The sequence below is a fragment of the Deinococcus carri genome, from assembly GCF_039545055.1.
Taxonomy (GTDB): Bacteria; Deinococcota; Deinococci; order Deinococcales; family Deinococcaceae; genus Deinococcus; species Deinococcus carri.
Genome location: NZ_BAABRP010000008.1, coordinates 23,663 through 43,771, shown reverse-complemented (window position 1 = coordinate 43,771; position 20,109 = coordinate 23,663). Strand labels below are relative to the sequence as shown.

The window sequence follows — 20,109 nt, the reverse complement described above, 5'->3', positions numbered from 1 at the left end:
ATCCTTCTCCTGCTTTCGTTGCTGGACAGAACGAGTGGGCAAAGCGCAGGGGGAGGTGGCGCGGCGGCCAGTCCTCCCCCTGCGGCAACTTCCCGCGAGGCCGACCTCAGCGGCGGAACTGGGGCCGGGCCGCGAGGGTGAGCCGGAGTTCCAGCGGCTTGCCCCCGCGCACCACGCTGAGGGTGATGGTCTGGCCGGGCTGGTAGCGGCGCACGGCAAACTGGAAGTCGGAGAAGTTGAAGACGCGCTGACCGTTGACGGCCGTAACGACGTCGCCGGTTGCGCGCTGACCGTCCGCGGTGGTCTTGAGGGGTTGCAGCCCGGCCTGCGCGGCGGGACTGTTCGGCGCAACCCCGGTGAAGAATGCACCGGGCGTAGTCCCCAGATCGAGGTTGAAGGTCTGCGTAAACTCCGCGAACAACTCGGCGGGCAGCGCGGTGACGGGGGACAGTTCATTGACCAGCGAGATGCCGATGATCGGCGCGTCCCGCTTGACCCCCTGCCGCAGGTCGGCCAGCCTGGGGTCTGCCTGCGTGACGGGCACCGCATAGGCGATGGACCGCTGACTGGGCGAAAAGGCCCCGTAGCTCACCACGCCGATGACCTCGCCGCGCGCGTTGATGATCGGGCCGCCGCTGTCACCAGGAATCAGTTGCGCGCTCAGCTCCAGCGTGCCGGGCGGCAGTTCGGCGTTGTCGGCCGCGTGATCCAGGCTCAGCAGGCGGCCCGTCTTGGGCATCAGGAAGGCCCCGTCGCCGTTGCCGATGGCGAGGGCCGGGTCGCCCACGGCGGGGCGGCTGGCTGCCAGCGGCAGGAAGGGGGTCCCGGCGGGGACATTCACCCGCAGCAGCGCCAGGTCGGCCTGATCGTCGTACCCGACCACCTCCACGGCGTAGCGCTTGCGGTCGAGGGTCTGGGCGCTGAGGGTCCCCGCCGCATACACCACGTGGTAGGCGGTCAGGGCGTAGCCGTTCCCGATCAGGAAGCCGGTGCCCACGCCGTCGGGGTCGCTGCAATCGTTGGGCGGGCAGCCCTCCAGCCGCAGGGTCGCGGGGCGCAGTTTGCGGTAGAGGGCGTCCAGGGCCGCCGCCTCGCTCTCAGACAGCGTACTCGGGGCCACGGTCTGCCGCTTGGCGGGCTGGGGAATCGGCGCGTGGACAGTGGTCTGGGCCAGGGCAGGCCCGGCACTGAGCAGCAGCGCCAGGGCGACGGACAGGCGGCGGGCAGCGGCCATCCAGACGGCGTTCATGCTTCAGTCTGACCCCCGGGAGGGCCGCCGTATGTGCCATGACTCCCGTTCCCCTGCTCCCTCGCGCGCGGCCTCGGGAGGCAGACCCAGTTTGCGCTCCAGCAGGGTCCCCAGGCGGGTCAGGATGCCGGGACCGCTCCAGCCTGTCACGCAGGCGGCGGCCAGCAGCAGCGCGGGCGCAGGCGCGGGCCGCAGCAGCGCCGTCAGCAGCGCCACGACCGTCAGCGCGGCAATCCCCGCGGCCGCCGCCAGAGCCGTCACCATCCGCGCACGCGGCGGCACTGGGCGGGCCAGTTGCCGCGCGAGCTGCGTCACTGCGCCGGCCAGAAACGCGCTGCCCAGCAGGGGAAGCAGGCCGGTGAGGGGAGTGGGGTCAGACATAGAAGCCACCTCCGGGGCAAGGGGGGCGAGGCAGGACGCGCAGGAGAAAGGGATGGATACGTCCACAGCATAATATGTCTACAGACATAAAGTCAACACACCCCATTCCATTCGTAGCACTTAGCGGCGTCTACACTGGCCGTATGCCGCGTCCCCTCCCCGAACCCTTCGACCTGGCATCCTGGCTGCGCGAGCGGCGGGCGGCCCTAGGCCTGCGCCAGGACGAGGTGGCCCGCCGCACGGCAGAACACGGCGGCGAGGCGGGAACGGTCACGCAGCCTTACCTCAGCCGCCTGGAACGCGGCACCCGGCCCCTGGCGGCCCTCACGGCGGCGCGGCAGGACGCGCTGCGGCGGGCGCTGGAGGTCAGCGCGGGCGAGTGGGTGGCCCGCACCGGCCTGCCGCTGCTCTCTCCCCTGCCGGAGGGCGGCGACGTGCTGTCCTCGCTGGAGTTGGTGCGGGTGCCGGTGCGGGCGCTGGCGACGGCGGGCCTGCCCCTGTCCGAAGACCCCGGCAGCATCATCGACATCGAGCTGGTGCCGGAGCGCGAGCACCGCCCCGGCATGCTGGTGCTGGAGGTGCAGGGCGATTCCATGAGCACCGCCGAGGGCGGCATCCGGCCCGGCGACCGCATCTACGTGGACCCCGGCGAACTCGACCTGCGCGAGGGCCGGGTGTACGTGCTGCACGTGCCGGGCCTGGGCCTGACCGTCAAACGCCTGCGCCACTACGGCGAACACGTCTGGCTGACCAGCGACAACCCCGACCATCCCCCGGTGCGCCCGGAGGAGGCGACCGTGGTGGGGCGCGTGTACTACCACCAGCCGCGCGGCACCCGCCTCTGAGCAGGCGCTGTACGCTGGGGCGCATGACCACGCCTCCCCTCATACCGACTGGCTCTGATTCCAGAACATCCGGGAAAGCGCCGGATGTTCTTCCATCGCCGCCAGTCGGTACTTTTTGCTGCTCGCTCGGCTCGGTTGATTCTTGCGAATCAACGCAACTTGGTCTCACCTGTGTCTTCGTCTACGGCACCCTGATGCCCGGTGAGCGGAATGAGGCCGTGGCCGCGCGGGGCGGGGCGTTCGAGGCTACCCCCGCCCGCCTCGTGGGCTTCCGCCTCCTGCACCTCCTGCCCGAGGAGTATCCGGGGATTGTCCCTGGCGAACCGGGGGAGGAGGTCCGGGGTCATATCCTGCGCTACCGCGAGTCGGACTGGCCCCGCGTCCTGCCCTTCCTCGACGCGCTGGAGGGCGTTCACGACACGCCGCCTCTCTACACCCGCGAGGGCGTGACCGTCACGCTGGAAAGCGGCGAACGGGTCCCGGCCTGGGTGTACGTATACGCCAATGCCGCCCGCCTCGCCCGCCCCGGCGCGCAGCCCGTTCCAGGAGGCGACTGGCGGCAGGTGGGGGAACGCCGGGGCTGAAGGCACAAAAAATGCCGCCCCGGCCAAGGCCCAGGGCGGCATGAACGAGTGCCGACTTAGCGAACGATACGCTGGCCGCGGCGGATGCTGAGCTGGTCCGTCAGGGCGATGTACTCGTCGTAGTTGGTGCGCTCCAGATACTTCAGCAGGCGGCGGCGCTGACCGTTCAGGAGCTGCAGGCCGCGCTGGCCGTGCTTGTCCTTCTTGTTCTCGGTCAGGTGGCGCGACAGGTTGTTGATGCGCTCGGTCAGCAGCGCGACCTGCACGGCGGTGCTGCCGGTGTCGTTCGCACTCTTGGCGTAGGCCTGGATGGTCTGTTGTTTGTCGATCACGTGATACCTCTTTTGTTATGAAGTCCCGCACGGCGTAGCCAGGGCCAAAATAGTCCAGCACGGCCCCACCACTTCGGCGGCAAAGGCGAGTGTAGCACGTCCACCGCCAGGGGGAACATGCTGGCTTGCAGGGTTTGACAAGGCCCGGCCCATCGTCTACCCTTGTGCGTGCAGTATTTTCGCCTCTGGGAGAATCTGCCTCCCAAAACCGGCCAGTGTAGCTCAGTGGTAGAGCAACTGATTCGTAATCAGTAGGTCGTCGGTTCAAATCCGACCCCTGGCTCCAGAAGAGACTCCCGCCCCACGCGGGAGTTTTTCGTTAGGGCCTCCCCAGGGCTGGAAGAGGCACGGAGGCCCAAGTTGTGGGCTGCTCCCTGGTCTGGCCCAGCCGCGCAGGGTAGACTGAACGGCTGACAGCGCGCCCGGTGTTCCACAGGCAGCGCGGCAAGAGTGCCGGGTCCCAGGACCGGGCCGAAAGGGGTTCAAACATGGCCGAAAAGGACATCGACAAGTTGCTTTCCCTGACCGACAGCAAGTACCGGCTGTCGGTCGTGACGGCGAAGCGGGCGCTGCAACTGCGCTCGGGCGCGCCCAGCGTGCTGCCCGTCGAGCAGCGGGTGCGGACGCGCAACCTGGTCACGCAGGCGATGCGTGAACTGGCGACCGGCAAGCTGACGGTGGGCACCGACCTGATGGACGAGGGCCGCTTTCATCAGGACTACGTGCGGCAGAAGCAGGCGCAACTGCAAGCCCAGCTCAATGCCGAACGCGAACGCGAACGAGACTGACGGGTCAAACCGTCAAACAGTTTGACCGTCTAACCGCTCAAAGCTCCAGCCGTTAGACGGTTCGGCAGTTAGACCTTTAGACGCCTCCTGCGTGCTCTTCGCAGGAGGTTTTCTGTTTCTGGCGGCTAGAGTGGGCGTCATGCTGACCGCCTTCGCCGTCCTGCTGAGCGTGACCGCCGTGCTGGCGTACCTGAACGAGCGCCTGCTGCACTTTCCCACGACGGTCGGCGTGACGCTGGCGGGCGCGCTGGCGAGCGTCCTGCTGACCCTGCTGGACGCGCTGGGCGTGCCGGGGCTGCGCGGCTGGGCCACCGGGCTGCTGGAGACACTGAACTTCACCGACTTCGTGCTGAACGGCATTCTGAGCATCCTGCTGTTCGCGGGGGCGCTGAGCCTGAACGCCGGGCAGATGTTCCGGCAGCGGGTCAGCATCCTGACGCTGGCGGTCCTCAGCACGCTGCTCAGCACGTTCCTGATCGGGTTCGCGGCGTACTTCGTGTTCGCGCTGTGCGGGCTGCACGTGCCGCTGATGTGGGCGCTGCTGTTCGGGGCGCTGATCAGCCCGACCGACCCGGTGGCCGTGCTGGACCTGCTCAAGCGGGCGCGGGTGCCCGCCCGGATCGAGACGCTGATCGCGGGCGAGAGCCTCTTTAACGACGGGGTGGGTGTGGTGATTTTCCTGGTGCTGGCGGGACTGGCCGGGGTGGGGGCGCACCACGCCGAACCGGGCGTCCTGGGTGCCCTGACGCTGTTCGGGCGCGAGGCGCTGGGCGGGATGCTGTTCGGGGCGCTGCTGGGCGGCCTGGGCTACGCCATGCTGCGCAGCATCGAGCAGCACGCGGTGGAGGTGCTGATCACGCTCGCGCTGGTGATCGGCGGCTACGTCGCGGCGGCGGCCCTGGGCCTCAGCGGGCCGCTGGCGATGGTGGTCGCGGGGCTGGTCCTGTCGGCCACCAAGGACCGCGTGTTCGGGCAGGAAAGCCGCGAACACGTCGAGGGCTTCTGGGAAACCATCGATCAGGTCCTGAACATCCTGCTGTTCGCCTTTATCGGCCTGGACGTGCTGCTCACCGAGACGAACGGGCCGCGGCTGCTCGCCAGCCTCCTCCTGATCGGGGTGGCGCTGGCCGCGCGCTGGATCAGCGTGGCGCTGCCCTTCCTGCTGGTACGCGCACGCGGGGGCTACGGGGCCTACACCGTGCGGTTGCTGACCTGGGGCGGCCTGCGTGGCGGCATCGCCATCAGCCTGGTGCTGGGCCTCCCCCAGAGTCCCTACCGCATGGACCTGGTGACGGCCACCTACGCCATCGTGCTCTTTACCATCGCCGTGCAGGGCCTCACCATCATGCCGCTGGTGCACAAGGCGAGCGCGGCGCTGCGGCAAGCAGAGGGCGAATAGCAGAAGGCCGGGAGCGCTCCTGCCTCAGCTCTCCCGGCCTTCTGCCCTCTGCGTTCAGCCTTCTGCCTCCTTGCCTACTTCCCGGCCCCGCCCACCGCGCCACTGGCCGTGACACCGCTCAGGAGCGCCTCGCGGATGCCCTGCGCGATACCCAGCGCCACGCGGTCGAGGTAGTTGCTGTCCTTGAGGTTCAGGCCGTCGACGGGGTGGCTGGTGTAGCCGATCTCGACCAGGGCCGCCGGGATGCGGCTGTTGCGCAGGACCGACAGCGAGCGGTTGTTCTTCAGGCCCTGCGAGAACGCACTCGTGACCGAAACGACGTTCTTCTGGACGATGGCGGCGAAGCTGCTGGAGAGGGGGTGGTTGGAGTTCCACCACGTCTCCACGCCGTAGCCGCGCAGGGCATTCTGAGCCGGCATGGCGTTCACGTGAATGCTCAGGAAAAGCTGGGTGCCCGGTGTGCCCATTCCGGCACGCATCTCCAGGTCAGCGTTCTTGCTGGCGTTCAGCTCGCGGTCGCTGTCGCGGGTCAGCACGGCGTCCACGCCCGCCGCCCGCAGGAGGTTGCGGACCCGCAGCGCCACGTCGAGCGTGACCTGCTTCTCGACAATCGCGCCCACGGCCCCCGGATCGTGCCCGCCGTGGCCGGGGTCGATCACCACGCGCGGCTGGACCATGCTGGCGCTGAAGGCGAGCAGGGCCGTCCCGCGCGCCACGGGCAGCAGGGGCACGGTGCCCAGCACACGCTCGCGCGCGCCCAGCGGCGTGAGGTCGGCCAGCGCGGGCGAGAGGTCGATCGCCAGCCGGGAGCGGTCACTGCCCTCGGTGGGGGGCACCAGTTGCGCGCGCCACCCGCTGCGGTCGGTGAGCGGCGTGCCGGTCAGGAGCGTCACGCTCACGCCGCCCCCCTCGGTGGGTTCGTAGCGCCAGGCGCGCACCTCGGGGCTGATGTTCTGGCCGGCCAGCGCGGCGGCGCTCACCCCACTCAGCTCCACCCGCAGGCCCAGGCTGCCGGGCACCATGCGGTAGCCCACGCCGGGCGGCAGGTCCAGCACCACCCGCGTCAGGCCGGGATTCTTGCCCACCCGCGGCGGGGTGAGGCCGACGCCGGGCTGGGAGGAGCCGGGGGTGCGGCCCGAGAGCGCGCTGGGGCGGGCGGAGTCCTGGCCGGGCAGGGCCGGGGCGGGGGGCGGCAGGCTACCCCGGGACGCGGTGGGCACCGTGTCGCCGGGCGGCAACTGGTCCTGGAGGGCCACGCCGCCCGCTGCCGGGGTGCCGGGAGCACTGCCCACCGGCGCACTCAGGGCCTGCCGCTCGCTGGGGGTGGGAACCGCCGCACTGGCGCGGACCAGCGCGAGCAGCGAGGAGCTGGCCCCACCCGCCAGGGTCGGCCCGAACTCCAGAATCAGGACCCGCGTGCCCGACGCCAGCGTGGCCTCGCTGGCCCGCCAGCCGTCGGTCAGCGAGAGCGGAAAGGGCGTGACCAGCGTCACCTGACCGCCGCCCGCCCGGTACTCGGTCACGCTGGCCCCCAGCCGGGCGGTGACGGCGGGCAGCACCCGCGCGCCCCGCACGTCGATGCGCAGTCCCCCGAAGGTCGGGGTGAGGGTGTAGGTCACGCCGGAGGGCAGGTCGAACACCACCCGCGTCTGGCTGCCGTCGCTGCTGGAGCGCGGGGTGCCGAACGTGACATTCGACACCCCGGTCAGGTTGTTCAAATTGCGCGGCGTGCTGGCCGCGGCGGCAGATGCCGGAGCGCTGACACCTGGAGCGCCGGTCCGCAGGCTGGGGGGAGCCTGGACCGGGGCCGCGCGCTGGAAGGGGTCGCCCTGCGCCGTGGCCCACGACCCCGCCATACCGCACGACATCACGGATGAGAGCAAAATGGCCTGCCGCTTCATGGGCCTCTATCTTGTCCTGCCACGGCGTGAGAAATGGCAACCAGCACTCATTTCTGACCGCCGACTTACTCAGAACGCTGGCCCCTGCCCGGCCTCAGCCCCGGCAGGGTTCTCTTTTCTCCCCCTGGGACGCCAAAAGTCGGTCAGGGCGGCGCACCCCAGCCGTTGCCGCGTGTCCTGGGCAGCAACTCCACTTCACGCCGCCCTTATCACGGTTTCTCACTTCGTTCGGCCCAGAAAGGTTCGGCAACCTTGCTGGGCACCGCCCTAGGGAGCCGTGAGGGACGACTGGACGTGCAGCGGCAGCGTCGGCGCGAGCCACACGCGCCCGGTGCCGCGGTACACCTGCACGTAGCCCTCGCCGGTGCGGCCGCTGCCCAGCAGGCTGCGGGTGCTTTTCTCCACGCTGAAGGCCAGGCCGCCCGTGTAGGCCAGCACCAGATTGCCGTCCACCTTGAGCGTCTCCCCTTGCAGGTCGAGCACCTGAAACTCCTCGGGGGGGACGGGGCTTTGCAGGGCGAAGACGCCCTCCCCGGAGAGTTTGGGCTGCACCCGGCCCTCGCCGCTGCCCAGCGCCGCCGCGAGGCCCCGGTTCACGTGCCGCCCCACCGTGACCTGGCCCACGCAGGCGACAAAAGCGCCGTCGTCCACGATCAGGTCCTCGCCGCGCAGCTCGCCCAGCAGCAGGTGCAGGCGGGTCGGCTCGGTGTAGATCACGCCCGTGCCGCGGTAGGCGGTCTTGAAAAGGCCCTCGCCGGTGGCCGCCGCCGTGACCGCCCCGCGCAGCAGGCCGCCCAGGCCCCCGCCCGCCGCGCCACCGCTGGCCGTGGCCTGCATCTCGATCTCACCGCGCAGGTACTGGAGGGCACCCGGTTCCAGCACCGCCAGGCCGCCGCCCAGCTGCACCGCGAGCTGCCGCCAGCGCGCCGGGCGCACCAGCGGCTGATGAAAGCCCTCCAGCGGACGCTCGGTGGGCCGGGGATCGTACTCGGTGACCTCCAGGCGGGCACCGGCGGCCTCGGCGGTGTGAATCACTTCGGGATGCAGGCGGAATTCCATGCCGGGGAATACGCCCTCAGGGGGCGCGGGGTTCCCGCCGCCCGCCGGGGCCGTACACCAGCGCGCGGGTGAGGCGCTCCAGCGGGCCGCTGCCGAATCTCTCCAGCACCCAGGCGCTGACCGGAAGCTGCACCAGCCCGACCAGCAGCGCCAGCCCCACCGCGGAGGCCGCCCCCCACCGGCCGTACTGCACCCCGCCGTAGGGATAGAAGAAGGTGGTCATGATCAGGCTCTGCGCGATGTAGTTGCTCATGGCGACGCGACCACTGGCGGCAAAGGCCCGGAGCGGCCCCAGCCTCTGGCGCGCCGCCAGCAGGCCCAGCACACCCACATACCCCAGCGCGGTGGCGAGGCCGCCCCCCATGCGGACGGGGATGGAGAACAGAAAGGCCGTCCGCGTGCCCTGGGTGTTGAGCCAGGCGAGCAGCACGCCCAGCGGCAGCCCCACCGCCAGCCCCCAGAACGCCAGCCGGCGCAGCAGCGGCAGATGCGCCTGCGGGCGGGTCAGCAGCCCGGTGCGCTGGGCCGCCACCCCCAGGAAGAACAGGGCGATCAGCCACAGGGCGTTGTAGAGGGTGCCGCCGCTGAGGTCGGCCCGGAACTCGGCGGCCCGCTCGATGACCACCTCCAGATAGGTCATGCCGGGCGTCAGGTCAGGGATGCCGGTGGGCCGGGGAGCCGGGACGCCCGTCACCGTGCCCAGCCCGGCCAGCAGGCCCAGCAGCAGCCACCAGCCGCCCATCGCCCCAGCCAGCAGGACCAGTTCGCCCACCGCCAGCCGGACGGTCAGCAGCAGCGCCAGCGCCAGCAGCGCGTAATTGGCGATGATGTCGCCGTGCCACACCAGCACGAAGTGCGCCGTGCCGAGCAGCAGCAGCACCCCCAGCCGCCGCACCAGCGTGACCGCCCCCTGCCGCGCCAGCATCCCCGCTGCACCCCACCCGAACAGCATGGCGAACAGGCTGATCGAGCGCCCGTTGAAAAAGATGTCGGTCAGGACCTGCACCCCCCGGTCCACGCCCGTCTGGGTCCACTCGCGGAACCCCGCGAAGTCCTGCACGTTCACAATCAGAATCCCCAGCAGCGCCAGCCCCCGCAGCACGTCCGGCAGCAGCGCCCGCTCTCCCGGTGCCACCGGGCGCGGCGGGCCGGCTTCGGGGGCGCTGGCTTCCGGAATGGGGGCAGCTTCAGGCGGACCAGGCAGGGTCATGCGCCCAGGCTAGCGCGTAGAGGAATGACAGAAAAAAGCGCCCCGATGGGCGCAGTACCAAGCCGCGGGCCGGGCGTTACTGTGTGCAGCTTCTGGCAGCGTAAAGCTGATTCAGCTTGGCGATCCGGTCGTCCGCCGCCTTCTGGACCTGGTCGTTGGTGTACTCGTTGGCGAGGATCCCCGGGATAAAGAAGATGGCCCAGGCGATGTTCTGACCGCTCAGACCGCGGTTCTTTCCTGCTTCTTCACGGGCCTGCTGAGCACGGGCAACCTCACTCTTGATTTCCACACAGGAGAGTTCCGTATCGGGCTTCTGGGCATTCGGATTGTACCGAGGGGCGCAGGAAGCGAGACTCAGGGCAGCAAGAGCGGTGGCAACCACGAACAGTTTTTTACTCATGTGTTCCTCCTCGTTCTCATATACCACCCTGCCCCGAAGGCGTGTTGCAACTTTGACGCCTCGGCCGGAAATTGGCCTCAGCTTTCCCCCACCTCTGCCCACCTCTCCCCTTCCCCAGGTACCCGGAAGCCGTCGAGGTCGTCGTAAGGCAGGCCCAGCAGGCTGCCCGCGCCGTTCCAGCCGCTCAGCAGCGAGAGGGGCACGCCGCCGCCCGGATGAACCGTGCCGCCCACCTGCACCAGATTCCGTGCGTGGGGATGGGTCCAGCCGGGGCGCAGGCTCCCGGTCAGGCCGTGGGGGGCGCGGCCGTAGAGGGCACCGGCCACCCCTGTGCGCGCATAGTCGGCGGGAGCGAGAGGCCGCCACTCGGCCACCTCCAGCGGGAAACGCGCCTGCAAGCGCTCCAGCAGGAAAGCCCCATAGCCGCGTGGGTCGTCCGTCACGGCGGGGTCAGGCGGCGCGTTCACCAGCAGGAAGGCCCGGTCGCCGTCGAGGTGCAGGTACAGGGTGGGGTCGCGTGGCAGCCGCCCGGCCCGGATGTCACGCCACTCGCGAGCGTAGTCGGCGGGCCAGAAGATGTGATGGGCGTGGCCCCGGTCCTCCCGCAGGTACAGTTGCAGCGCGAACCCGCTGATTCCGCGTGGCGTGGGGTCAGGGGGCAGGTCCAGCCAGCGGCGCGTGAGTGCGCGGTCGGCGGCGCTGACCCAGGCGTCGGCGGCAAAAGCGCCCCGGCCCGTGTGCGCCCCCAGCACCACCCCGCCGTGCGTGATGAGATGCTGCACCTCCGTCCCAAACTCGAAGCGCACGCCCAGCGCCTCTGCCCGCTCGCGCAGGCGTTCGGCCAGGGCGGCCAGCCCCCCGGCCAGATGCCACACGCCGTCCCCCAGTTCCACCCAGGCGACGTTGTGCAGCACGGCGGGCGCACGGTAGGGGTCGGCCCCCAGGTATGTGGCGAAGCGCAGCCAGAAGGGGGTCAGAAAGGGGCCGGACTGCACGAAACGCGCGAGGCTGGCCCAGGGCGCGGCCCGCCTCCCCCGCGTGAGGGCATAGCCGGCCAGGGCGAGGCGGCCCGGCGGCGGGCGAAACAGGAAGGTCGGCGCGGCGTCGAGGTACATCCGGCGCGCGGCGGCCAGCAGCCGGGCATAGTCGCGGCCCTCCCGGCGCGAGAGCTGCGCCAGGGTCGGCTCCAGACTTCCGGCGACGTGCAGGGCTTCGGGGGCGAAGGTCCGGCCTTTCAGGTCGTGGTAGGTGGTCGTGGGGCGGGCGGCCTCCAGCTCCGGCGCGGGCAGCCCCAGCCGCTCGTGCAGGGCGCGGAACACCTGCGGCATGGTCACGACCGTCGGGCCGCTGGAGAAGTCGGGGTAGCCCAGCGCGGCCTTCCCGCCCGCCCGCTCCAGGTGGTCGAGCACCGTTACGCGCGCGCCTGCCTCCGCCAGCCGCAGGGCCGCCGCCAGACCCGCGAAGCCCGCGCCGATCACGGCGACATGCTGGGGCGTGCGTCCTGGGGCCACGCCCCGAGGATAGCCCGGCGGGGGGCAAGGGCAGCCACCGGGGCCGCGCGGGACAAGGCCACGTTCCATTGTCGGCCCCGCCGCCGTCCTACACTCCCCGCGTGTCCGCCCCTGCCGATTCCAGCCGCGCCGTCCTGAGGCTCCCCGAGTTCCGCGCCATGCTGCTGGCGACCGTGTGCAGCACCCTGGCGGGCCGCGCGGTCGCGCTGACGGTGGCGTACCAGCTCTACCAGCTCACCAAGAATCCGCTCACCCTGGGCGTGCTGGGGCTGGTGGAGGCGATTCCGGCGCTGAGCCTCGCGCTGCTGGGCGGCGTGGTGGCCGACCGCAACGACCGCCGCCGCATCCTGCTGATCACGACCGCGCTGGAGGTGGCCTGCGCGGCGCTGTTCTTCCTGTACGCGCCGCACGCCGCTGCGCTGGGGTACGGGCCGCTGCTGGTGCTGATCTTCCTGCTGGGCACCGCCCGCGGCTTTTCCGAACCGGCGCTCCCGGCCTTCGAGGCCCAGGTCGTGCCGCGCGAGCTGCTGCTGCGGGCCTCGGCGTGGCAGTCGAGCGCGTGGCAAGCGGCGGCCATCATCGGCCCGGCGCTGGGCGGGGTGCTGTATGCCGCCGCCGGGGCGGGCGGGTCGTACGCCTTCGCGGCCGTGCTGTACGCGCTGGCGCTGGGTTGCCTCGCCTACGTGAAGCCCAAACCCCGCCCCGCCTTCACGCCCGGCGAACCGGTGTGGCAGAGCGTGAAGGAGGGCCTGGCCTTCGTGGTGCAGCGGCAGGTGCTGGTGGGCAGCATGGCGCTGGACCTCTTCAGCGTGCTGTTCGGGGGCGCCGTGGCCCTGCTCCCGGTCTTCGCCTCGGACATTCTGGAGGTGGGGCCGCGGGGGCTGGGGGTGCTGGTCGCGGCCCCCAGCGTCGGGGCGCTGGGCGTGATGCTGTATGCCACCCGCCGCCCGCCGGGCCGGGGCGCGGGGCGCACGCTGCTGCTGGCGGTCGCGAGCTTCGGGGTGTGCATGCTGGTGTTCGGGCTGTCGCGCAACTTCGCTCTCAGCGTGGCGGCGCTGGTGCTGGCCGGGTTGTTCGACGGCATCAGCATGGTGATTCGCAAGGCGACCCTGCGCCTCAAGGCCCCCGACCACATGCGCGGGCGCGTGAGTGCCGTGAGCAGCATGTTCATCGGGGCCAGCAACGAACTTGGGGCCTTCGAGAGCGGCCTGGCCGCGAGCTGGCTGGGCACCGCCCGCAGCGTCTGGGCGGGCGGCCTCGTCACCCTGCTGGTGGTGGGGATGACGGCCTACCTCGCCCCCGAACTGCGCGCGATGGACCTGACCGACATCGCGGAGGACCGCCTCCCCCCGGAAGAGGCCGGGCGGCAGGCGATGAAGGTGGAACAGGGCTGGGAGAGCTGAGGGGGAAGGGGTGAGGCGTGAGGCGTTAGGGATTAGGCAAAGCAGGAGCAGAAGCTGCCCTTCCTACAACCTACAGCCCACAACCCACAGCCCACACCCCACTCCCTACAGCCTGCTCCCCTGCTCGTACTCCCGGCCCTTCCAGCTCACCCGGCGGCGCGTGGCGCGGAGGTACACGGGCAGCGTCAGCAGCGGCGTGACCGGCCCCAGCAGGCCTTCGGCGAGGTCGGCTGGCGCGCGGCGGCCGCTGACGAGGTTCACCAGCAGGCGCTCCAGCAGGCCCGCCGCCCGCAGCCAGGGCAGGCCACGCAGCGAGCGGGCGGGCAGCAGCCAGGGCAGGGTGTAGGCCGCGAGGTGCCAGGCAGCGGAGAGCAGTAGCAGCGCCCTTGAACGCCCATGAAACGCCCCCGCGTTCTTCCCGAACCCTGCCACCGACTCCGGGTAGCTCCGGTACATCCGCACGCCCAGGCAATCCTCCCCCAGCGCCAGCGCCAGCCGCCCGCCCCGCCCCTTGAGCCGCTGGGCAAAGGCCACGTCCTCCAGCAGGTCGGCGCGGACCAGGGCGTGCCCCCCCACCCGCTCGTAGGCTTTGCGCCGGAAGGTCATCAGTTGCCCATTCGCGGCGGCGGCGCTGGGGTGCGGCAGGCGCAGCAGCGGCGCGGGCAGGAAGGTGAGCAGCACGTCGTCCACCAGCGGCGTGAGGAGGCGTTCCCCCAGAGTGACGTTGTGCTGGCGGGGATACACGCTCAGCAGGTCGGCCCCGGAACGCTCCAGCTCGTGCAGCACCGCGCCTAGCGCCCCCGGATGCCAGGTCACGTCCGCGTCGGTAAAGACCAGAACGTCACCCCTCGCCGCCTGCGCGAGCTGCTGGCAGGCCCAGGGCTTGCCATGCCACCCGGCGGGGAGAGGCTGGCCGGAAATCACCCGCGCCCCGTACTGGCGGGCGACCTCTGCTGTCCCGTCCGTGCTGCCATCGTCCAGCACCAGCACCTCGTGCGCGCCCTGGGCCAGCAGGCCGGGCAGCGTGTGGGGGAGGTTGTGCGCCTCGTTGCGCGCGGGCACCAGCAGCGAGACGCGCGGGCCTGCGGGTGTGGGCCGGGGTCGCAGCCGGGGAAAGGTCAGGGCGTTGACGAGCAGGGTGGCGGCCTTGTACGCGAAAAAGCCGCCTACCGCGAGCCGGTAGACGCGGGAGAGACGGCTCACCGGTCCCCCGTCAGCCACGTCAACGCACGGCTGGGCCAGTCCAGACGCTCGTGGTCGCTGGCCCGCCCCCGCGTGAGGCGCAGGTATCCGGCGAGGGGACGCTCGGGGTCACTGTCCGCAAGGTCGGCGTCCAGCGCGGCGAGTTCGGAGGAAAGAGCCGCCGCGAGGTCGGGGGCGGCCACCGCCGGGCCGAAGCGCAGATAGGCCTCCGGGGACTGCCCCCCGCGCAGGGCCACCCGCAGCGCGACGGGGACCAGGGGGACGCCCGCCGCCCTGGCAATCCAGGCCGCGCCGGGCTTCACCCCCCGCAGCGGTCCGGCAGGCTGCAATGCTCCCTCCGGAAACACCACCACCCAGGCTCCTGCCCGCGCCGCACGCACGGCGGGCCGCACCTCCTCTGCCCCCAGCGCCCCCACCCGGCGCAGGAAGGGAAAGCGGGCCAGTTGCCGCGCCGTCATCAGCACCCGGTAGTCGGCCCCCGCCTGCCAGGCGACCTCGCGCAGCACGTAGCCGTCCCACCAGGAATGGTGGTTGGGGGCCAGCACCGCGCCGCCGGGCGGGAGCGGCCCACGCACCCACACGCCTCCCAGGTCGGCCCGGACGCTGCGGCGGATGCTGGCGCGCAGCAGGGCGGCCACCGGGTCAGGGCGTTTCACCTCTTCCCCCGCACAGCCCGCGCCAGGGCCAGCGCCCCTAGCATCGCCGCGAGCGTCACCGCCGCCTCCCGATAACGGCCCACCAGCACCAGGCCGCCGGGCAGGAAGAACGCCTCTATGGGGTACGCGACGGCGAAGGTGAGGCGGGAGAGGTCGGGACGGGGGGCGGATTCTCTCAGGATGGGACCGACTGTCACACGCACACGGGCCTCCCCCCTCACCTGCATCGGCCAGTCCCAGCCCCGCCCCCGCCGCCCGAACAGCCCCGGCGCGAGGCCCGTGAAGGCCCAGCTCAACCCCGCCCCGACCGCCCACCAGCCCAGGAAGTTCTGCACCGGCGCACCCGCCCACAGCGGCGCGGGGTCGCTCCAGCGCCAGTAGCCCTCGGCGGTCATCAGCGGTTCCAGGCCCACGTCCCACGCGGCCAGCAGCAGGCCCGCCAGCCAGGCCCTTCCCCCGGACAGCAGCGCGGCGGAAAGCGTCAGCGCGAACCACCCCAGCGGCACGAGCAGCGGCACGCCCAGCAGTGTGGGGGCCGGAGCAGTGGCATACGAGTAGACGCCGAAGGGAAACCCCGTCCGGCTTCCCAGCAGTTCCACCCCCAGCCCGACGCCGAACGCCAGCGCCGCCATCACCAGCGCCCGCCGCGCCCCGACCCCCTCCCAGACATACGCGAGCGCCGCGAGAAACAGCGCCCCGGTACTCAGCAGCGCCAGGGGCGCAAAGCCCTGGGGCCAGAGAGGGACGGGGATATGCAGCGCCGCGTACAGCACCGTCAGCCACATCCAGGGGCGCATCTGCCCCAGCACCACGCCTGCCCGCTGCCGCAGCGTTCCCACAAAATCACCCGTCAGCGCGTCCCCCGCCAGCGCCAGCACGGGCGTGAGCGGCAGGCCCAGCGCGATGAGGCCCCAGCCCAGCGGCAGGCCCCTCAGCACCAGCAGCGCGCCCAGAAAGGCCAGACCCAGGGCGGCAAAGGCGAGGGCGAGGCGGATCATGTGGCCTGTGGGGAGGCTCTGAGCTATGAGCTTTGTGCTATGAACCAGCCCCCAGAAGCTCCGGCTTGCGCCCTCGCCATCTTTTTCATAGCTCATAGCTCACCGCTTATAGCCCCTTTCGCCCTGTCAGCTCCCGCACCAGCACCCGCGCCGCGTTGCGCCCAGACGCGCCCATGATGCCGCCGCCGGGGTGGGTACTCGCGCCGGTGAGGTACAGGCCCTTGACACCCGGCCAGCGGTACTGGCTGGCCGACATCCACGGGCGGAAGGCGAACATCTGGTCGAAGCTCATCTCCAGGTGCATCACGTTGCCCCGGTGCAGGCCCAGGTTCGTTTCGAGCCACTGCGGCGTCTGCACCAGCTCGCCCACAATCTTGTCGCGCGTGCCCGGCGCGTAGTGCTCGAAGGCACGCAGGATGTTCTCGCGGGCCTCCGCCTGCCGCGTTTCCCACGTGCCCGACGCCAACTCGTAGGGGTAATACTGCGCCCACAGCCACAGCACCTCGCCTCCGGGGGGCGCGAGGCTGTCGTCCACGGCGGAAAAGCTCATGGCGATGAGGGGCGGGTCGGTGGTGGGTTCGCCCGCCAGATACTCGCCGTAGCCCTTCAGCAGTTGCCGCTCGTTTTTAATCAGGAGGCCCAGCCCCACCCGGCTCTCCGGCTCGGTGTGCTGGCGGTAGCGCACCCGCTCGCTGAGGGCCAGGCGCAGCACCATGCCGAAGCCGTTGCCCACCCGCACGTTCCGCGCCGCCTCCGGCACGTATTCGGGCGGCAGCGCCTGTGCCGTGGTGAGGACATGGGTGCCGGAGACGACCGCGCGGGCCGTGTACCGCTCCCCGTTCTCCAGCTCGATGCCCTGCGCCTTCCCGCCCTTCACCAGAATGCGTTTCACGGGCGCGTTGACAAAGACCTCGCCGCCGTCCGCCTCCACTGCCCGCCGCAGGGCGCGGGTCAGGCCGCCGCTGCCGCCCTTGGGCCGCGCCACCCCGCCCTCGTGGTAGAGGGGGTGCCACAGCAGGAAGGGCGCGCTGAGAGGGTCCGACGGCGGCGGGCCGCTCTGGGCCGCCATCCAGGTCAGCGGCGCACGCACCCTCTCCTCTGAAAAATACTCGCGGGCCACGTCGCCGTAGGGGCGCAGGATGCGGGAAAGCTGCGCCTGCCAGTCCTTCCCCTGCCCGCTTTTCACCACCATTTTCCCCATCTCCAGCGGGCCGGGGGCCGAGTTGAAGAGGTCGGCCACGCTGCGGGCGAAGGGCGTCCAGTCGGTAAGGAAGCGGCGGTAGGCCTCGCCCTGGCCGGGAAAGAGGGCTTCCAGTTCCCGCGCCGTGCGGTCGGCGTCGCGCCACACGAACCAGGGCGTTTCGCCGTCGGAGGCGTGGAACATGGGGTCCACTTCCAAGTAGTGCAGGCCGTGGCGGTTCAGCTCCAGCTCGCGCACCACGGGCGTCATCCGGATCAGGATGTGGGCGCTGCCGCCGTAGTCGAAGCGGTAGCCGGGGACCAGTTCCTCGGTGCTGACCGCGCCGCCGACCAGATGCCGCCGCTCGAACACGCCCACCTTCAGCCCGGCTTTCGCGGCATAGGCCGCCGTCACCAGCGCGTTGTGCCCCGCACCCACCACCACGACGTCAAAGTCCGGCATCCGGCCCGCATCCTGGCACGCCAGGGAGGCCGGAACGGTCAGGAATGCTTCAGGTGGGGGCGCGAGATGTTAGAAGGGTTGACATTCTGTTGTAGAAATACAACAATACGTGCCATGGTTGCGAAGGCCACTGGTCGCCCCTCCCCGCCGCCCCTGTACAACCGGCTGCCGGTGCTGCGGGCGGAGCGGGGCCTCAGCCGCCAGGACCTCGCCGCGGCGGTGGGCGTGAATTACCAGACCATCGGGTATCTGGAGCGCGGCGAGTACCACCCCAGCCTGGACCTCGCCTTCCGCCTGGGCGAGTTCTTTGGCCTCCCTATCGAGGCGATTTTCTCCCGCACGCCCTTCACGCCGCTCAGCGAGAAAGTGTATGGAGGTCCATCATGAATCCTGCCTTCGACTCCTCCCGTCCCCTGGCTCCTCTGGCCCAGCGACGCCGCGCCGTGTTGATCGGTGTGTTCGGCTTCCTTCTCCTGCTGCTCGCGCAGTTCCTGCGCAGTGCGGAAAGCAGCAGCGCCCTGTGGAATGGACTGAGCGCCGCCGGGATGGTCATCGTCGTCTTCGGATGGTCACGCCTGCTGTTTCCGGGGTTCATGGGGCTGCCACGCCTGGATCAACCTGATCTCGATGAACGCCAGCGGGCCGTGCTGACCCGTGCCTACGCCACGGCGTACCAGGTGCTGGCCCTCGGGCTGCTGCTGGTCTACGCCTATGGGTGGCTCACGGACGTGTTGCCGGGCCTGCCCAGACTGACGGGAGGCGTGAACGCCATCATGCTGGTCGGCCTGGTCTGGATCGTGATGGGTCTCCCCGCGGCCATCCTCGCCTGGACCGAACCCGACCCGGCAGGCGAGTAGGACGCCGTAACCTTCCGGGGGGTACGCTGTGACCATGTTCGGTCGCCGCGTGCCCCCCCACATCGTGTTTCTGCTGAGTCTGCTGCTGGCCGTGCTGGCTGGGGTGGCCGCCTTCCGCTACCTGCGGGCAGACAACTGGCTGCCGGGCCTGCTGTGGGGCGCGGTCGCGGTGTGGTTCCTGGTGGACGCGGTGCGTTCCTACGGCTGGTGGAAGGGGCGCTAGCAGGCGCTTCCCTGCCTCAGTGCGCCGCTGCCAGCGCCCGCACCACCTCGTCCTGCACGGCGCGCAGGGTCAGGATGGGGCTGTCCTCCGGGCCGTTCATCAGCAGGGCGAAGGCGAGGACGTGGCCGCTCCGGGCCGTGACGTACCCGGCCAGGCTGCTCACGCCGGGCAGCGTGCCGGTCTTGGCCCGCACGTCCAGGTCGGTGAGGCGCAGGGCGAGGGTCCCGCCGCGCCCGCCGTGGCCGGGCACGTTCTCGCCGGTCCCGGCCTGGGGCAGCGCCTCGGCAAAGACGTTGCGCCGCTCGCGGTAGAGGTGGCCCGGCAGTTCGGCCCGCTCTGGGGCGGCGGGCTGGGCCTGGGGTGGTTCCCCGGGATAGGGCAGGTCGTACAGGACGCGCAGCAGGCCCACCAGCGCGCGGGGCGTCAGGCGGTTGTCACGGCTCAGGCCGCTGCCGTCCGCGAGGCGCACGCCGGTCAGGTCCACGTTCAGGCGGCGCAGCACCGCCCGCTCGCGGGCCAGGGCACCGGCCAGCGTGCCGCTGCCACCGGGCCGGACGGCCAGCGTGGCGAGCAGTTCCTCGGCGCGCAGGTTGTCGCTGGGGCGCAGCGTCGCGGCCAGCACATGGGCGGGCGAGACGCTGCGGACCGACGCTGCCCCCTGCTCGGGCCGCTGCTCCACGGGCACCACGGGGTCGGGCGGCAGCGGCCTGCCCCGCTCGTCGGTGCGGGGGGGCGGCACGAAGGGCCGGAAGGGCGGCGCGGCCGTCACCTCCGCCGACCCGACCTTGACCCCGGCGCGGCGCAGTTCGCGGGCCAGGGCCGCCCCCAGCCGCGCCCGTGCCTCGGCGGCGCTGGCCGGGGGATCGTCGTGCCACTCGGCCAGGCGCACGGCGGTCATGGGCACACCCAGGGGGAGGGTCTGCCACGTCCGCGCGTCCAGCCCGCCCTCGTCCACCCGCAGCGCCCCGACCTCGCGCACGCCCCGCGCGTACACCTGCCGGGCCAGGGCGCGCAGGCTGTTGGGGCCGTCCGCGGCGGTCAGGGTGGGGTCGCTGCTGCCGCGCAGGGTCAGGTGAGAGACGCGCCCCCGGCCCACCTCGGCGGCCGGGAGGGTCAGTTCGGTGCTCCACCAGCCGTCCGCGCCGCCCCGGTCCACCAGCACCGCCGCCGCCGTGACCAGTTTCATGTTGCTGGCCGGAATCAGCGAGCGGTCCGCGTCCCGCGCCTCCAGCAGCTCGCCGGTGGTGAGGTCCCGCACCAGCAGGGCGGCCTGCACGTTGCCGGGCAGGCCGGCCAACGCCCGCCGGACCCCCGCACTCAGCCCCGGCTCCGGCCGCAGCGTGACGCCCTCCCCCGCCGCCGGAGCCTGCGCCCGTGACCCCGGCACCAGGGCCAGGCAGGCGAGGGCGAGGCAGAGGGGAAGGAGGCGGGGCACAGGGGAAAGATAGGGCAGATGGCCGAAGGCGGA

At 71.4% G+C, this 20,109-nt stretch carries 21 protein-coding genes and 1 tRNA gene; 9 read left to right on the top strand and 13 right to left on the bottom strand.

The window, feature by feature from the left end; translation table 11 throughout:
• Window positions 1–106: 106 nt before the first annotated feature.
• Window positions 107–1,249, bottom strand: a complete 1,143-nt coding sequence (locus tag ABEA67_RS11300) for a S1C family serine protease (protein WP_345465158.1) — start codon at window positions 1,247–1,249, stop codon at window positions 107–109.
• A 3-nt stretch (window positions 1,250–1,252) separates the two neighbouring features.
• Entirely contained in the window at window positions 1,253–1,630 is a 378-nt protein-coding gene (locus ABEA67_RS11295) for a hypothetical protein (RefSeq protein ID WP_345465156.1), read from the bottom strand.
• Between the two features lie 143 nt (window positions 1,631–1,773).
• On the opposite strand from ABEA67_RS11295, the gene ABEA67_RS11290 reads away from it, so the two are divergent.
• Together ABEA67_RS11290 and ABEA67_RS11285 are read left to right on the top strand one after the other, a co-directional pair.
• A complete protein-coding gene (locus ABEA67_RS11290) occupies window positions 1,774–2,475 on the top strand; it encodes an XRE family transcriptional regulator (RefSeq protein WP_345465155.1) in 702 nt (233 codons plus the stop codon).
• Window positions 2,476–2,498: 23 nt separating this feature from the next.
• Window positions 2,499–3,059: a gamma-glutamylcyclotransferase family protein gene (locus ABEA67_RS11285; RefSeq protein ID WP_345465153.1), complete on the top strand. Its 561-nt coding sequence runs from the start codon at window positions 2,499–2,501 to the stop codon at window positions 3,057–3,059.
• Between the two features lie 56 nt (window positions 3,060–3,115).
• Here ABEA67_RS11285 and rpsO read toward each other — a convergent pair whose 3' ends face one another.
• Window positions 3,116–3,391: a 30S ribosomal protein S15 gene (rpsO, locus tag ABEA67_RS11280; RefSeq protein ID WP_345465152.1), complete on the bottom strand. Its 276-nt coding sequence runs from the start codon at window positions 3,389–3,391 to the stop codon at window positions 3,116–3,118.
• Window positions 3,392–3,602: 211 nt separating this feature from the next.
• Between rpsO and ABEA67_RS11275 the strand changes: the two genes are divergently transcribed.
• From ABEA67_RS11275 to ABEA67_RS11265, 3 genes are all read left to right on the top strand, one after another.
• Window positions 3,603–3,677 (top strand) — tRNA-Thr (locus ABEA67_RS11275).
• Between the two features lie 202 nt (window positions 3,678–3,879).
• Complete coding sequence (gene rpoZ / locus ABEA67_RS11270) at window positions 3,880–4,179, top strand: DNA-directed RNA polymerase subunit omega (RefSeq protein WP_345465150.1); 300 nt, start codon at window positions 3,880–3,882, stop codon at window positions 4,177–4,179.
• Window positions 4,180–4,318: 139 nt separating this feature from the next.
• Window positions 4,319–5,578 carry a cation:proton antiporter gene (locus ABEA67_RS11265; RefSeq protein ID WP_345465148.1) on the top strand — a complete coding sequence of 420 codons (1,260 nt, stop codon included), beginning with the start codon at window positions 4,319–4,321 and terminating at the stop codon, window positions 5,576–5,578.
• A gap of 74 nt (window positions 5,579–5,652) precedes the next feature.
• Here the strand turns inward: ABEA67_RS11265 and ABEA67_RS11260 are convergent, their stop codons facing one another.
• The 5 genes from ABEA67_RS11260 to ABEA67_RS11240 all read right to left on the bottom strand — a co-directional run bounded on the left by ABEA67_RS11260 (window position 5,653) and on the right by ABEA67_RS11240 (window position 11,659).
• Window positions 5,653–7,479, bottom strand: coding sequence for an N-acetylmuramoyl-L-alanine amidase (locus tag ABEA67_RS11260; RefSeq protein WP_345465146.1), 1,827 nt, complete (start codon window positions 7,477–7,479; stop codon window positions 5,653–5,655).
• 267 nt (window positions 7,480–7,746) lie between these two features.
• The gene (locus tag ABEA67_RS11255) at window positions 7,747–8,538 is read right to left on the bottom strand and encodes an AIM24 family protein (RefSeq protein WP_345465144.1); all 792 of its coding nucleotides are present in this window, start codon (window positions 8,536–8,538) and stop codon (window positions 7,747–7,749) included.
• Window positions 8,539–8,554: 16 nt separating this feature from the next.
• Window positions 8,555–9,748, bottom strand: coding sequence for a DUF418 domain-containing protein (locus tag ABEA67_RS11250; protein ID WP_345465142.1), 1,194 nt, complete (start codon window positions 9,746–9,748; stop codon window positions 8,555–8,557).
• 76 nt (window positions 9,749–9,824) lie between these two features.
• Complete coding sequence (locus tag ABEA67_RS11245; protein ID WP_345465140.1) at window positions 9,825–10,148, bottom strand: hypothetical protein; 324 nt, start codon at window positions 10,146–10,148, stop codon at window positions 9,825–9,827.
• Window positions 10,149–10,225: 77 nt separating this feature from the next.
• On the bottom strand, window positions 10,226–11,659 hold the full coding sequence (locus ABEA67_RS11240) for a phytoene desaturase family protein (protein WP_345465138.1): 1,434 nt from the start codon (window positions 11,657–11,659) through the stop codon (window positions 10,226–10,228).
• A 101-nt stretch (window positions 11,660–11,760) separates the two neighbouring features.
• Here ABEA67_RS11240 and ABEA67_RS11235 point away from each other — a divergent pair, with 101 nt between their 5' ends.
• Complete coding sequence (locus ABEA67_RS11235; protein WP_345465136.1) at window positions 11,761–13,062, top strand: MFS transporter; 1,302 nt, start codon at window positions 11,761–11,763, stop codon at window positions 13,060–13,062.
• Between the two features lie 105 nt (window positions 13,063–13,167).
• On the opposite strand, the gene ABEA67_RS11230 is transcribed toward ABEA67_RS11235, so the two are convergent.
• The 4 genes from ABEA67_RS11230 to ABEA67_RS11215 all read right to left on the bottom strand — a co-directional run bounded on the left by ABEA67_RS11230 (window position 13,168) and on the right by ABEA67_RS11215 (window position 17,561).
• A complete protein-coding gene (locus tag ABEA67_RS11230) occupies window positions 13,168–14,265 on the bottom strand; it encodes a glycosyltransferase family 2 protein (protein ID WP_345465134.1) in 1,098 nt (365 codons plus the stop codon).
• Entirely contained in the window at window positions 14,262–14,921 is a 660-nt protein-coding gene (locus ABEA67_RS11225; protein WP_345465133.1) for a lysophospholipid acyltransferase family protein, read from the bottom strand. The genes ABEA67_RS11230 and ABEA67_RS11225 overlap by 4 nt, the downstream gene beginning before the upstream one ends.
• Window positions 14,918–15,919 (bottom strand): carotenoid biosynthesis protein, encoded by a 1,002-nt coding sequence (locus ABEA67_RS11220; protein WP_345465131.1) that lies wholly within the window; start codon window positions 15,917–15,919, stop codon window positions 14,918–14,920. Before ABEA67_RS11220 ends, ABEA67_RS11225 begins: the two co-directional genes overlap by 4 nt.
• A gap of 106 nt (window positions 15,920–16,025) precedes the next feature.
• On the bottom strand, window positions 16,026–17,561 hold the full coding sequence (locus ABEA67_RS11215; protein ID WP_345465129.1) for a phytoene desaturase family protein: 1,536 nt from the start codon (window positions 17,559–17,561) through the stop codon (window positions 16,026–16,028).
• 114 nt (window positions 17,562–17,675) lie between these two features.
• Here ABEA67_RS11215 and ABEA67_RS11210 point away from each other — a divergent pair, with 114 nt between their 5' ends.
• From ABEA67_RS11210 to ABEA67_RS11200, 3 genes are read left to right on the top strand one after another with little or no spacing between them, the layout of a single operon-like run.
• Window positions 17,676–17,948, top strand: a complete 273-nt coding sequence (locus ABEA67_RS11210; protein WP_345465127.1) for a helix-turn-helix transcriptional regulator — start codon at window positions 17,676–17,678, stop codon at window positions 17,946–17,948.
• The gene (locus tag ABEA67_RS11205; RefSeq protein WP_345465125.1) at window positions 17,945–18,418 is read left to right on the top strand and encodes a hypothetical protein; all 474 of its coding nucleotides are present in this window, start codon (window positions 17,945–17,947) and stop codon (window positions 18,416–18,418) included. Before ABEA67_RS11210 ends, ABEA67_RS11205 begins: the two co-directional genes overlap by 4 nt.
• A gap of 34 nt (window positions 18,419–18,452) precedes the next feature.
• Window positions 18,453–18,641, top strand: a complete 189-nt coding sequence (locus tag ABEA67_RS11200; protein ID WP_345465123.1) for a hypothetical protein — start codon at window positions 18,453–18,455, stop codon at window positions 18,639–18,641.
• Window positions 18,642–18,657: 16 nt separating this feature from the next.
• Here the strand turns inward: ABEA67_RS11200 and ABEA67_RS11195 are convergent, their stop codons facing one another.
• Window positions 18,658–20,076, bottom strand: coding sequence for a D-alanyl-D-alanine carboxypeptidase/D-alanyl-D-alanine-endopeptidase (locus ABEA67_RS11195; protein WP_345465121.1), 1,419 nt, complete (start codon window positions 20,074–20,076; stop codon window positions 18,658–18,660).
• Window positions 20,077–20,109: the final 33 nt, after the last annotated feature.